The following is a 13975-nucleotide window of genomic DNA, read 5'->3' as shown; positions in this document are numbered from 1 at the left end:
TCGTCTATCATGATAACGACAACTTACACTTGTTTTCGTCGAACATAATACAGTGCCATCATTAGTGGTATGAGCAAAAACGTGCCACTAGGCGCTGGTACACTAACTTGTCCACGAATTTCACCAGCCGGAAAAGCGTCTGTATGGATATTGATATACCACAAGCCAGCAAGTAAATCGGTAGCTTGTTCATCGGTCAATACACTGTTGCCATTTGCTGAATTAGCCACAACGGATAAAGGCAATTGCACTCCCGCATTTTGATTAAATAGCGCCGCGCCGTGAAAATGTGCAACTGTGACATTTCCAGTTAAACCCGACCAGCTTATTTTCCAAGAAAACCCATTGGTTGCATCATCAAACATCATAGACGCCACGCCAGTCCCCATACTCCCCGAACCAGCACCAGCATTGGCCTGTGCGCCGTCAAGATTGGATGTAAGAGAAATCACTGTCGCTTGAGTAGACAGTGACATGGCAAGAGATATAACAACAACAAAAACTCTTAGTAATTTAATTTTCATTTTCGCCTTTCCTAACTAGCATTTTAATCGAACCCATAATTGGGTATATCGTTTCAGAGATTACAGCTTTATTTTAGGGTAATTCGACACAATCGGTGCTGAGAATTTCTAAAGTACAAGACACTTCTGGCTTCAATTGCTCAAATGCAAGAATCCGTCCACCAAATAATATTAAGTTATTACAATAACTTATTTTTTCTAAAAACTAATTGAATTTAAATATGTAAAAAAATATGACACAAAACACCTAACCATTCTCATTATTGAGTCACTTTTAATTTTCTCTATCTCAGTTACCTCACAGAAGTGATCTCCACAGCGGTTTAAGCCCTAACCTTTTATTTGCCCTCAACCTTAAGGTATACGTTACATCTTTAAATATACGAGTAGTGTGACAGGCCTTTTTCGCTGTAGCCTCGATCAAGGTAAACCTGCAAGCAGCACTTTAGAGCTGGTGTTGTTGGCACACTTGGCAGTAATGCCTGGTTGATAAAAAGTCCCCCTGCAAGGGTTAACTGTGCGGGAAAATATGCGGCAACAGTTAAGGTGGTCAAATAAACCATTTATTAGTTAAAACAATCAATCGGTGGTTTTGGTTACAATAAAAATGACAGCGTATCTGCTAAAAATAAATCTAACCATCTGTTTATATTAATAAAAAAAGTTTTGGCATTGGGGTTGCAAAAGTGAACTTGCTTTATCTAATTGACCAACACAAGGAAAAAACATGAACACTATCAATAAGCTACTCATTACCACTGCCATTTCAACTGCGTTTCTAAGCAATGTAAATGCTGCCACTCAATTTGCCAAAAAAGATACTAGCAACGCCACCGAATTGTGCGCCGTGGCAGCGTCGGGCAGTAAAATAAAAATGTACAAAGCCATGCAAGATGTCGATCTAAGTAAAAATTACGTGGTTAGAAACATTCGTTGTAATGGCCAGAGCATCACTAAATTTGTCAGCCAATACGGTAAAAACCCCGCAACCATAAATCGTTATCTGACTAACGGCAGTTATTCTGAGGTGTCAGACGTAGCTAAACTGTAAAGATTTGTCCAAAGGCTATTCGCACCTTTAGTGGGATGGTGGTTTGTGTTTGTCTCACATGTCTATCTAAAGGTGCTGTTTTGGTATCCCTTAAACGGGTTAGTCACCATTTCTCGCGCTTATTCAAAGGGGAAGTTTTACCACTACGTAACTTTCTAAAAGTATCGGCTTTTAGCTGGGTTGATTATGCGAAAAAAGTTAAGACAAATACTGTACCTATTCTACTACTCTGCTCGTCTAATCTTTTGTTCTTTTGCCCCGCGTTTTTTATCTTTGTACACTTCTATCTTGCTGCGTAACGGTATTGGAAAGGGAGCAACCATTCCTGCACACCGTCTTTCGCCTTGTTCAAAAACTGCTGGATGCATTTAAAGAACTCACTTATCAATATGGATTGGTACTATTCAATGCAATTGGCACAAGGTAAATCCTAAACATAAAAAAGGCCGCTGACTAGCGACCTATTTTAGATATTCACAACCACCCACTATTAGTTAGTTAGGTCGTCAAAGAACTTTTTCACGCCGTCAAAAAAGCCACTTTCTTTAGGGCGATTCTTAGCGACATCTTTACCTGTCCCCATAGAGCTTTCTAACTCATCGAGTAGCTCTTTTTGGCGTTTGCTTAAGTTAACAGGCGTTTCGATAACCACTTTACAAATTAAGTCACCTACACTGCCACTGCGTACAGATTTAACACCTTTGTTGCGCAAACGAAACATTTTGCCGGTTTGCGTCTCTGGCGTCACTTTAAGTTTAACTTTACCTTCTAAGGTCGGCACTTCAATTTCGCCACCTAATGCAGCTTTAGTAAAACTAAGAGGTACTTCACAGTAAAGGTTATTACCGTCGCGTGTGAATATGCTGTGGTCTCGTACATGAATCTGCACATACAAATCACCAGAAGGCGCACCATTTTCACCGGCTTCACCACCTCCAGTAGAACGAATGCGATCGCCTGTATCAACTCCAGCAGGCACTTTAACCGACAACGTTTTGGTTTTTTCTACACGCCCTTGTCCATGACAAACATTACAAGGATCAGAGATGATCTTACCTTTACCCGAACATGTTGGACAGGTTTGCTGCACGGCAAAAAAGCCTTGGCGCATCTGCACTTGGCCTTGACCATGACAAGTATGGCATGTTTTGGCACTAGACCCTTTTTTAGCACCTGAGCCATCACATGTATCACAGCTTGCTAGCGTTGGTACACGGATTTCAACGGTTTTACCTTTAACGGCTTCTTCCAAAGACATTTCAAGATTGTATTGCAGATCTGAGCCTGAACGAGCGCGAGACTGACGACCTCCGCCCCCACGACCTCCGCCAAAAATATCACCGAATACATCACCGAAAATATCACCGAAATCTCCGCCATGACCATGACCACCGCCACCACGGTTAGGATCGACACCCGCATGACCATATTGATCATATGCCGCACGCTTTTGAGAATCAGTTAACATTTCGTGTGCTTCTTGCACTTCTTTAAACTTTTCTTCCATCGCTTTATCGCCCTGTGTTCTATCAGGGTGATACTTCATCGCTAGGCGTTTATAAGCCTTTTTTATTTCGCGCTCGGTGGCACTCTTGTCCACGCCCAGCACTTCATAATAATCTCGCTTTGACATCTTGCTTGGTTTTCCTGCGGTGTTTTAATTATATTTTTATTAACAGCTAAATTGGCTAGTGTTAAATACAAACAAGGCGCAGTCAGAATAAACTGCTGCGCCAAGTTAGGCCAATAAGTAAAACTTACAGGCCATCAAAGTGAACTAGATTACTTTTTATCGTCTTCTTTCACTTCTTCAAACTCAGCGTCTACCACATCATCATTTTGTGGTTTAGCACCTGCATCTGTCGCTTCTGGACCACCAGCTGCGCCTTCAGCAGCCGCTTTAGCTTGTGCCACTTCCATCAACTTAGCTGATGCTTGAATTAACTCTTGAGTTTTTGCTTCGATGGCTTCTTTGTCGCCTTCTTTCACCGCTTCTTCAAGGGCAACAACAGCCGTTTCAATTTCTGCTTTGTCTTCTTCACTTAACGCATCGCCAGCTTCTTCAACTTGCTTACGCGTGCCGTGGATCATACCGTCGGCTTGGTTACGAGCTTGAACTAGTTCTTCAAACTTAGCATCAGCATCTTTATTTGCTTCAGCATCTTGAACCATTTGTTCTACTTCTTCATCACTCAAACCAGAAGAGGCTTTAATAGTAATTTTTTGCTCTTTACCTGTGTCTTTATCTTTCGCAGATACATGTAAAATACCATCGGCGTCGATATCAAATGTGACTTCAATCTGTGGCGCACCACGTTGAGCGGCACGAATACCTTCTAGGTTAAATTGACCTAGAGATTTATTACCAGATGCTTGTTTACGCTCACCTTGTAATACGTGAATAGTCACAGCAGACTGGTTATCTTCAGCAGTTGAGAACGTTTGAGACTTTTTAGTCGGTACGGTTGTGTTTTTCTCGATAAGAGCAGTCATAACACCACCCATAGTTTCGATACCTAAAGACAGAGGCGTTACATCAAGTAACAATACGTCTTTCACATCACCCGATAATACGCCACCTTGGATTGCTGCACCTACAGCAACAGCTTCGTCAGGGTTCACATCTTTACGTGGCTCTTTACCGAAGAATTCAGTGACTTGTTTTTGTACAAGTGGCATACGTGTTTGACCACCAACCAAAATAATATCGTTGATATCACCTACTGATAAATCTGCATCAGCTAGCGCTTGTTTAAGTGGCTCAAGTGTTGCTTTAACCATGTCTTCAACAAGTGATTCTAGTTTTGCACGCGTCAATTTAATTGTTAAATGCTTAGGACCAGACGCGTCAGCTGTGATGTAAGGCAGGTTCACTTCTGTCTGTTGAGCAGAAGAAAGTTCAATCTTCGCTTTTTCACCAGCTTCTTTAAGACGTTGCATCGCTAATGGATCTTTACGCAAGTCCATGCCTGAGTCTTTCTTGAATTCTTCAACTAAGTAGTTAATTACTTTGTTATCGAAATCTTCACCACCTAAGTGTGTGTCACCATTGGTCGCTAGTACTTCAAACGTGTGCTCACCATCAGCTTCGTCGATTTCGATGATAGAGATATCAAACGTACCACCACCTAAGTCATAAACCGCAACCACACTGTCGCCTTTTTTCTTGTCCATACCGTATGCAAGTGCAGCGGCAGTTGGCTCGTTGATAATACGTTTTACTTCAAGACCAGCAATACGACCAGCATCTTTAGTCGCTTGACGTTGTGAATCGTTAAAGTAAGCAGGAACAGTAATAACGGCAGCTGTTACTTCTTCGCCTAGATAATCTTCAGCGGTTTTCTTCATCTTTTTCAATACTTCGGCAGAAATTTGCGGCGGTGCCATTTTTTCGCCTTTTGTTTCTACCCAAGCATCGCCATTGTCTGCTTTCACTATGCTAAAAGGCATAATATCGATGTCACGTTGTACTTCTTTGTCATCAAAACGACGACCAATTAAACGCTTGATAGCGAATAATGTATTTTGTGGGTTGGTTACAGCCTGACGCTTAGCAGGTTGACCGACTAAAATTTCACCGTCTTGGCTATAAGCGATGATTGAAGGTGTGGTACGATCCCCTTCTGCATTTTCAATAACTTTGGCTTTGTCGCCATCTAATACTGCTACACATGAGTTAGTAGTACCTAAATCGATTCCAATGATTCTACCCATTAGTTTTTCTCCAAAAAATTTTCTTAAAAGCTTGTACACTTTGTGGGGTTATTATTCTGTTTTTCAACATTCGAATTAAAAAAACCTTCACAAAATCGTCATTATTTTCGCTAATCATTCACCAAAATGAAGGATTAGGCTTCTACGTCAACACCACCATCTGGCGCGCGCGTTACCATCACCATGGCTGGACGTAATAAGCGTCCGTTTATTTCGTAGCCTTTTTGCATTACCGCCAACACAGTGTTAGGTGGTAGTTCTGCATTTTCTTGCATCGACATAGCTTGATGTTGGTCAGGATTGAAAGGTTGTCCTTGTGGATCAATGATCTTCATTCCGAATTTTTCAATGGTATTGACAAAAGATTTAAGTGTTAAATCAACCCCATCAAGAATTGGCTTAATTGCTTCATCTTCTGGATTAGCCACTTGTAGAGCACGCTCTAAGTTGTCTGCTACAGGTAGCAATTCCCCGGCAAATTTTTCTAGCGCATATTTGCGCGCTTTATCTATTTCGCCTTCAGCACGTTTACGTGAATTGTCGGCGTCAGCAATGGCACGCATCACAGAATCTTTTTGCTCTGTCAGTTTTGTTTCTGCAGCAACAACAGCGGCTTCTAATTCAACTATACGCTGTTGATCTTCAGTTAACTCTTCTGCTACTTCTTCAACATTCTGTTCTACATCTTGTTGTTCAACTATCTCTTCAGGAGATTGTTTTTCATCACTCATGAATTCCTCCGCCTTTATCCGGCTAATAACAATATAAATTACTGATTGCTGGGTAGAATGGGGATGGAAAAATGCAATTCAAGCACTAATTGTGTGGATTTATCAGTTTATTTAAAACTAATGAAAATTATCAGCAAAATTGGCCATAAACCGCGGGGTTCGCCTTAATTGCGCTGTTTTCATATGTGGGCGTTAACAGTGATCTCATGTTGAACAGAAAAGTTGACACCGACCAAAGGGAAGCTCAGCAAATACATTTAGTGGGATATTAACAATATAGAACAGCAGCCTATTGACTGCTGAGCGTTCTGACATTTTACCAACGCCATTAAATAACTAACCTGAGTTCTGGATAAGAAGTATTGTTTAAGCTAGACACAAAAAGAGCGCTATCGAGAGGTTAGACTTATCCAGGAGCTAGGATTAACTATGATTCAAAATAAACCAACGGTTCTTGGACAAGCAGAGGGTGTACAGGCATGATTATTCCCTGTCAAATACCGTTAACCGAGTGGAAAATCACTCAGGCCTTGCCATGACCGATAACTTATTGATTAGCGTTGGTATTACTTATTAAGGTTAACGAGCAGCCCTCTCGCTTACTTCAAACGCTTCACCAACTCGTTTAAGTCTTTGACAATATAGTCTGGCTTGGTAGCCAATGGGTATAGCGCCTTTTTAGGACGAGCCACAAACGCAGTTTGCAGACCCGCCGCTTTAGCCCCTGCGACATCCCAGCCATGAGCGGCGACCATTAATGCTTCTTCAGGCTTAATAGCCAATTTATTCAATGCCCAAGCATAAGCGCGTAAATCAGGTTTGTAGATTTTAATATCTTCTATGCTAAGGCGCAGATCAAAAAAGTCAGTCAACCCCGCATTGGCAAATTGAGTTTTAACGCCGTTATTCGAAGAATTAGTTAAACTAACAATTTTATAGCCCTGAGCTTTTAAAGCAGCTAGGCCTGCTTTTACATCCGGATGCGCTGGCAAAGACAATAAAGGCGTTTTAATTGCCGTTACAGCCTGCTCTTGGCTAATGGCTATTCCTTCATTTTGGGCAACCATTTGTAAAGCGGCTACACCAATTTTACCGAAATCTTGATAGTCGCCGGTTACTGTTGTGACTAATGAATGGTGTAACATGGTTGAAAACCATAAGGCAGTAAGATTTTCATTTCCGTTTAGTACCTTGCCAATTGAAGTACGCATGGTTTCTAAATCGAGTAAGGTTTCGTTGACATCAAAAATGATCACTTTGGGTTTCACCACTGCTTGACTCATTGCAGATTGACTCACAAAAACACCTCCAAGTAAGAAAATAAATAGATAGCTAAGTTTGATAAACCCCATGCTTTTGTTTAGGTACATAATTTGCTCTTATTTGAAAAGTTGAAAAATAAAATATTGAATTGATAGCCAGTAAACTAACCGCGGTTTACCACGCAAACCAGCTTCACTGGTTTTAAGCGCGGCAATAAAAACCTAGACGTTCAGCGAGGTGCCCATTAAATAAATAATTTAGCTTAACACCTCGATATTCTAAGGGATCATTTTGTCTTTTTGGACAAATATTAACGTTACTTTGTTACAGAGTATTTAGTGTCGAGATCACGCAATAAATACAACGCTAAACACGCCGCCCACATTGGCCAAGCGGCAAAGAACAATAAATTGTTGAAAGGGTCAAAGTAATGACCTAATGCTGACAAAGTCGAGCCGCCGTGCATAATAAAAATCAGGCCGTAGGTAATACGCTTTTTAAAGCCAATCAAAAAAGACAGCACTACAACCAGTTGCACAACCCCGAGTAAATAAGCAATGTTTTCGGCCAGTCCAGATATGGAGTAAAACTTTTCAAAAATTTTGATACTGTGATCAGGATTGATAAACTTGTCTAAAGTCCACACAAACATAACGATAAACACCCCAACTCGAAGCGCCAATAAAGACCACTGTATGCGAGAAAGTTGAGAACTAGAAAGCACTTGACTCATGAAAAATCCTTGATTGTAAATTTATAAAAGTTAATTGAAAACAGAGCTGATTAATGCATAAACAACTCGCACTGAACTACGCTCAGATATTGCAAAAGACCGTGTAGATTGAGATTTATTGCATAGAATAGTGAATTAATTACCTCAACAAGACCAAACTCATACATAACGAGGTAAATAGCATTATATCAATCAGAAATGATAAGTAGCCACTCAACGAGAGTTTACATGTGCTTGACCAAGGCGCTTGAACGGCCGTTTTGAATTAATATGTGGTTCAAGCAACCATTTCTACCTACCAACGCCTTGTGCAAAAATCGCTGAATGTATTTACAGAGATCACTTATCAATATGGATGGTATTATTTGGCGAAATACTAGGTTTAGCCGCCCGCGACAGGCCACCTTAGTTGATTTGACGTTAGTACTCCCTGGTTAACGAAATATTGCCTGTCTAACCAGGCGGTTGTTCGCAGGTAATAGTCGGCTATTGCTAATGAGTGCGACGCAATCAATCACAAAAACCTCGTAACCGAGAGGCGCAGCTTATTTATAATTCAGCTTATTTGCAGTTATTATCGATTAGATATTGATCTAGGGATTAAGCATGTGCTCTGATCGCTATATCTCAAGTCTATTAAATAAGGTGTCGTTTTGAGCGATCCTATCATTTTGTTAGTCGCAGTAGGGCTTATCTCTATTGCGTGCCAGTTTTTTGCTTATAAAGTTAAACTCCCCGCTATTTTACCTTTGCTAGTTGCGGGCTTAGTTGTCGGCCCAGTGACTGGGATAATGGATCCTGACTTATTGCTTGGAGATTTACTCTTCCCTATAGTGTCGTTGTCGGTGGCAATCATTTTATTTGAAGGTGCATTGACCCTGAAACGTGGCGACTTAAGTGGTCATGGCTCAATGGTCCGTAACATGTGTACTGTTGGGGCGCTTATCACTTGGCTGATTGTCTCACCCATTGCACATTTTGGTTTGGGCATGTCTTGGCAAATGGCCTTCTTATTTGGCGCAATAGTCACAGTGACCGGCCCAACTGTAATTGTACCTATGCTGCGAACAGTTAGACCAAACAGTAAAATTTCGAATATATTGCGCTGGGAAGGGATCATCATAGATCCAGTTGGCGCGTTATTAGCAGTATTGGTCTTTGAATACATTATTTCTACTCAAGATGCCTTAAGCCATACTCTTTTTGCCTTTGCCTTAACCGTATCTGTGGGCATAGGGTTTGGAGCCTTGTTCGGCTACTTAATGGGCGTGTTACTGAGAAATAACATCATTCCGCACTACTTAATCAACACTGCAGTGTTAACCCTAATGCTTGGAGCCTTTGAAGGCTCCAATCTAATTGCTCACGAGTCAGGGTTACTAACCGTTACTGTTATGGGCATGTGGTTGGCCAATATGAAACGGGTAGATGTCGATGGCATTTTGGAGTTTAAAGAAACCCTGAGTGTTTTATTAATTTCCGGCTTGTTTATCATTCTTGCCTCTCGTATTCAGTTAGACGCCATTTTAGCCCTTGGCTGGGGCTCAATAGTGGTATTAATTGGTATCATTTTCGTTGCTCGTCCGGTTTCAGTGATTATTTCCTCTATTGGTACAGGATTGAAGTGGCAAGAGGTTGCTCTACTTAGCTGGATTGCTCCCAGAGGTATAGTGGCCGCTGCCGTGTCCGCATTGTTTGCTTTAAAATTAGAGGTATTGAACTATGCACAAATAGAATCTTTAGTACCCATGGTATTTTTAGTGATTATTTGTACCGTAGTTTTACAAAGCTTAACCTCTGTTAGTGTGGCCAAGTATTTAGGGTTACGAGCACCTCCCCCTCATGGCTTTTTAATATTTGGCGGCGGAAAATTCGCTCGCTTTTTCGCCAAAGAAATGATCAAGCAAGATGTGACAGTATGTATTGCAGATACTAACTGGGATGCGATTAGCGAAGCCCGTATGGAAGGGATCCCCAGCTATTTTGGTAACCCTACTTCTGAACACGCATCACGTACCATGGAGCTTTCTTTGTATGGCACTGTGCTGGTTATGTCACCCTACAAACAACTCAACCCTTTAGTGACTTATCACTTTGAACATCAAATAGGTAAAGGTTCGGTATTAGGATTAAGTGACAATGAAAATAAAAAACTCACCAGTCACCAAATATCAGAATCTTATGCGGAAAAACTAGGCTTGTTCGCCAAAAACATGAACTACGGCAAGTTAACGGGTTACATGAACAAAGGCGGAACAATAAAAACCACCCGTATTTCTGAAGAGTTTACCTTTGAACACTATACTGAACAGTACAACGGCCGGCTATTGCTTTTGTGTGCCATCGAGCCGAAAGGCCGCGTTCACATGTACACCACTTCCAGTAAAATTAGCCCCAAAGCGGATTGGCGGATTGTAAGCTTAATTAAACAAAATAACGAAATAGAACAGCTAGATAAATTAGCTATCGATGAGCAAAAGAATAGCAATTAAACTAGCACTAAAACATAGGCTCACCAACGATGGTGAGCCTATTGTTGCAGCTATTTTTCAGGCCATCCAATTCACACGACTATGGCCAGATTTGCGCCTTTCTATTGCTGAAATAGTATGATGCTTACCAACTTAAATCATCGGGGATTTCATAATCACCGTACCAGTCATCTTCTTCACTGCTTTTTTGATCTTCTTCGCTGATATTGTCAGCTCGATAGACCACACTTGCTTCGTCGCGCTCGGCAATTTTATTTGCTACTGGCATCGGCACTAACTCGTAACCTTCTCCCAGCTTTACCACGGCCAATTTACCCTGGCTTATTTGCTTTTGTACTGCAGGGCTTACATACATGCGCTTTATTAATGTGCCGTCGGTGAAGTTACACACCACGTCATCTTCGCCTCTTGAGCCAGCTGTTTTAGCTTGGGCGTTGGTTTCGATCAGTTGTTTAATTTGCGCAACAATGGCTTTTTTCTCAGCCTCGATTTTCGCTTGTTGATTGAGCTCTCGGTCTTTGGCCTTTTTGGCTTCAGCTACTTTTTCGGCCGCCAATTTAGCTTCGTTGGTTTCTACTCAGGTTATGATTTTTTTTAGCTTTTGCTTGCTTGTGCTTTTGTTGTCTAACTTGCTTAGCTTTTTTCTTATCCGCTAAACCTGCTTTAAGTAATTGTTCTTGAAGAGAAAGTGCCATAATTTATGCCATTAAATTGAATCGTAACGTAAAAATAAAGACGGCAGCCTAAGCTGCCGTATTAAATAGTATCAAGTAAAGCACTCTGTGCGTAAGCTATTTTGGCTTTTTACGCTTATCTTCAGCTTGCCATTTACCGTCAGTATACCAAGCAGACCAACCTGATGCCTTGCCATCTTCCTTCTCTGACATGACATATTGTTGTTTCGTTTTACGGCTATAACGAACAATAGTCGGGCTACCATCTGGATCTGCCGCAGGCGCATCAGCTAAGTAATGAAACTTAGGAGAAATACGATCTCTAAAACGCGCTAACTCTTCCACTTTAGGTGCACGAGTTTCTCTAGATTTAGGGAAATTATGCGCCGCTAAAAAGATACCAGACGCACCATCTCTTAGTACAAAGTGGGCATCCGATTTAACGCATTCTAATTCTGGTAAATCTGTTGGATCTTCCTTAGGTGGCGCGGCTTCACCGTTTCTCAGTAACTTACGGGTGTTCTTACATTCTTCGTTGGTGCAACCAAAGTATTTGCCAAAGCGACCATTTTTGAGTTCCATATCAGATTGACATTTATCGCATTCAATAATGGGCCCTTCGTAACCCTTAATTTTGAAGGTCCCCTCTTCGATCTCTACCCCTTCACAAGTCGGAGTATTACCACAAACATGAAGTTTACGGTTTTCGTCTACTAAGTAACTATCCATAGCCGTACCGCAAACATGGCAACGTCGCTTAGAACGTAATAATTCGGTCTCTAACTCTTCTTCGTCATCCACCTTAACGACTTCGTCACCAGACGTTAAATTTCGGGTCCCAGTACAACGCTCTTTAGGCGGTAAATTATAACCCGAACAGCCTAAAAACACGCCTGTACTGGCGGTACGTACGTTCATTGGACGACCACATTTGGGGCACTCAATATCGGTAGGTACAGCCTGATTTAACCGCATACCACCATCTTCCGGTGGTTGTTCAGCGAGGGCTAATTTTTGTTCAAAATCATCATAGAATTCGTTTAAAACTTGTTTCCATAATACTTTGCCATCAGCAACATCATCGAGCTTTTGCTCCATGTTGGCGGTGAAATCATAGCTAATTAAATCATCAAAGTTCTCTAGCAAACGATCGTTTACGATTTCGCCCATTTTCTCGGCATAGAAACGCTTGTTTTCAATGCGAGCATAACCACGATCTTGGATAGTTGAAATAATACTGGCATAAGTTGAAGGTCGACCTATACCTCGTTTTTCCAATTCTTTAACCAATGATGCTTCATTAAACCTGGCCACTGGCTTAGTAAAATGTTGTTTAGGATCTAACGCTTTAAGCGCCAGCGCATCCCCTTCTTTTACATCAGGCAAGAGAAAATCTTCGTCGCCTTTTTTACGCTGCGGATTTTGAACTTTAGTCCAACCATCAAATTTTAAAACACGACCTTTGGCAGTTAATTCAAACTCATCTGCTTTCACGCGGATAGTACTGGCATCGTACTTAGCGTTAGTCATTTGACAAGCAACAAACTGACGCCAAATCAACTCGTATAAACGCTGAGCATCACGCTCTACTTCGCTTATCGACTCAGATTTAAGTAACACATTAGAAGGACGAATAGCTTCGTGTGCCTCTTGTGCCCCTTCTTTGCTACCGTACTTAATGGGGTTTTCTGGAAAATATTTAGACCCGAAATTATCAGCGATATACTCTCGACAACTGTCTACTGCTTCAGCACTTAAATTGGTTGAATCAGTACGCATATAAGTGATGTGACCGGCTTCGTATAAGCGTTGTGCCATCATCATGGTTTTCTTAACACCAAAGCCTAAACGGGTACTCGCTGCTTGCTGCAAAGTAGATGTAATAAAAGGCGCACTTGGTTTGCTTTGGGTCGGTCGTGATTCACGACTCACCACCTGATAAGTGGCATTTTTAAGCACGGCTAGGGCTTTGTCTGCCTGCTGCTTATTGACCGGTTTAAAGGCCGCACCATTTTCTTTGGCGACCAACATGCGCAAGTTGGTTTTGTCTTGGGTATCTAGATCAGCGTGAACATCCCAAAATTCTTCAGGAACAAAAGCTTTGATTTCTCGTTCACGTTCAACCACCAACCTCACGGCAACTGATTGCACGCGACCTGCAGACAATCCTCGGGCCACTTTTTTCCACAATAAAGGCGACACCATAAAACCCACAACGCGGTCTAGAAAACGCCTAGCTTGTTGGGCATTGACCATTTCAATATTGAGTTCAGTCGGTGCCGCAAAGGCCTCTTGAATCGCATTTTGGGTGATTTCATTGAACACCACTCGCTGAAATTCTTTACTCAGGCTCGTCAATCAGTTCTCTGAGATGCCAAGCAATGGCTTCCCCTTCTCTATCCAAATCCGTTGCGAGATAAACGGTGTCAGCGTTTTTGGCTAATTTTTTTAGCTCGTTAACGACTTTTTCTTTACCTTCAAGTACATCATAATGCGCTTGCCAATCATTCTTAGGGTCGATGCCCATACGATCAACTAACTTCTTATATTCATATTCTTTCAAGTAATTCGAGCGCTTTTTATCGGACAGAAGTTTCAATTCTTTTGCTGGTTTTTTAGGCGCAACTTTGCCCACAGCTTTGTGAGGGAGGTCTCGTACATGCCCCACACTCGATTTAACGACAAAATTTTTGCCGAGATATTTATTAATTGTTTTTGCCTTTGCCGGTGACTCGACAATGACTAGAGATTTTGCCATAAATTGGTTTTAACCTTTGATTAATATAGGTTTTT

Annotated in this window: 9 protein-coding genes and 2 pseudogenes; 2 read left to right on the top strand and 9 right to left on the bottom strand. The window is 41.5% G+C overall.

Features of this window, described 5'->3' with window-relative positions; all coding sequences use genetic code 11:
• Window positions 1–23: 23 nt before the first annotated feature.
• The gene (locus RS130_RS12850; protein ID WP_316026271.1) at window positions 24–524 is read right to left on the bottom strand and encodes a CHRD domain-containing protein; all 501 of its coding nucleotides are present in this window, start codon (window positions 522–524) and stop codon (window positions 24–26) included.
• Window positions 525–1251: 727 nt separating this feature from the next.
• Here RS130_RS12850 and RS130_RS12845 point away from each other — a divergent pair.
• Window positions 1252–1575 (top strand): DUF3718 domain-containing protein, encoded by a 324-nt coding sequence (locus RS130_RS12845; protein WP_316026270.1) that lies wholly within the window; start codon window positions 1252–1254, stop codon window positions 1573–1575.
• A gap of 224 nt (window positions 1576–1799) precedes the next feature.
• Here RS130_RS12845 and RS130_RS12840 read toward each other — a convergent pair whose 3' ends face one another.
• The 6 genes from RS130_RS12840 to RS130_RS12815 form a co-directional block, all read right to left on the bottom strand.
• Window positions 1800–1943 (bottom strand): hypothetical protein, encoded by a 144-nt coding sequence (locus RS130_RS12840; protein ID WP_316026269.1) that lies wholly within the window; start codon window positions 1941–1943, stop codon window positions 1800–1802.
• A gap of 122 nt (window positions 1944–2065) precedes the next feature.
• Window positions 2066–3208, bottom strand: a complete 1143-nt coding sequence (dnaJ, locus tag RS130_RS12835) for a molecular chaperone DnaJ (RefSeq protein ID WP_316026268.1) — start codon at window positions 3206–3208, stop codon at window positions 2066–2068.
• Between the two features lie 149 nt (window positions 3209–3357).
• Window positions 3358–5289 carry a molecular chaperone DnaK gene (gene dnaK, locus RS130_RS12830; protein ID WP_316026267.1) on the bottom strand — a complete coding sequence of 644 codons (1932 nt, stop codon included), beginning with the start codon at window positions 5287–5289 and terminating at the stop codon, window positions 3358–3360.
• 134 nt (window positions 5290–5423) lie between these two features.
• Window positions 5424–6020, bottom strand: a complete 597-nt coding sequence (gene grpE / locus RS130_RS12825) for a nucleotide exchange factor GrpE (protein ID WP_316026266.1) — start codon at window positions 6018–6020, stop codon at window positions 5424–5426.
• Window positions 6021–6619: 599 nt separating this feature from the next.
• Complete coding sequence (locus RS130_RS12820; RefSeq protein WP_428982857.1) at window positions 6620–7303, bottom strand: haloacid dehalogenase type II; 684 nt, start codon at window positions 7301–7303, stop codon at window positions 6620–6622.
• Between the two features lie 296 nt (window positions 7304–7599).
• On the bottom strand, window positions 7600–8016 hold the full coding sequence (locus tag RS130_RS12815; protein ID WP_316026264.1) for a hypothetical protein: 417 nt from the start codon (window positions 8014–8016) through the stop codon (window positions 7600–7602).
• A 653-nt stretch (window positions 8017–8669) separates the two neighbouring features.
• Between RS130_RS12815 and RS130_RS12810 the strand changes: the two genes are divergently transcribed.
• The gene (locus RS130_RS12810; RefSeq protein ID WP_316026263.1) at window positions 8670–10508 is read left to right on the top strand and encodes a cation:proton antiporter; all 1839 of its coding nucleotides are present in this window, start codon (window positions 8670–8672) and stop codon (window positions 10506–10508) included.
• Window positions 10509–10632: 124 nt separating this feature from the next.
• Here RS130_RS12810 and RS130_RS12805 read toward each other — a convergent pair.
• Together RS130_RS12805 and topA are read right to left on the bottom strand one after the other, a co-directional pair.
• Window positions 10633–11203, bottom strand: a pseudogene (locus RS130_RS12805) (DUF2058 domain-containing protein).
• Between the two features lie 96 nt (window positions 11204–11299).
• Window positions 11300–13940 (bottom strand): annotated as a pseudogene (topA, locus tag RS130_RS12800) (type I DNA topoisomerase).
• Between the last annotated feature and the right edge of the window lie 35 nt (window positions 13941–13975).

The organism is Paraglaciecola aquimarina (genome assembly GCF_032464635.1).
Lineage (GTDB): Bacteria > Pseudomonadota > Gammaproteobacteria > Enterobacterales > Alteromonadaceae > Paraglaciecola > Paraglaciecola aquimarina.
The sequence above is the reverse complement of the archived record's forward strand: the minus strand, read 5'-3'. Positions and strand labels throughout refer to the sequence as shown.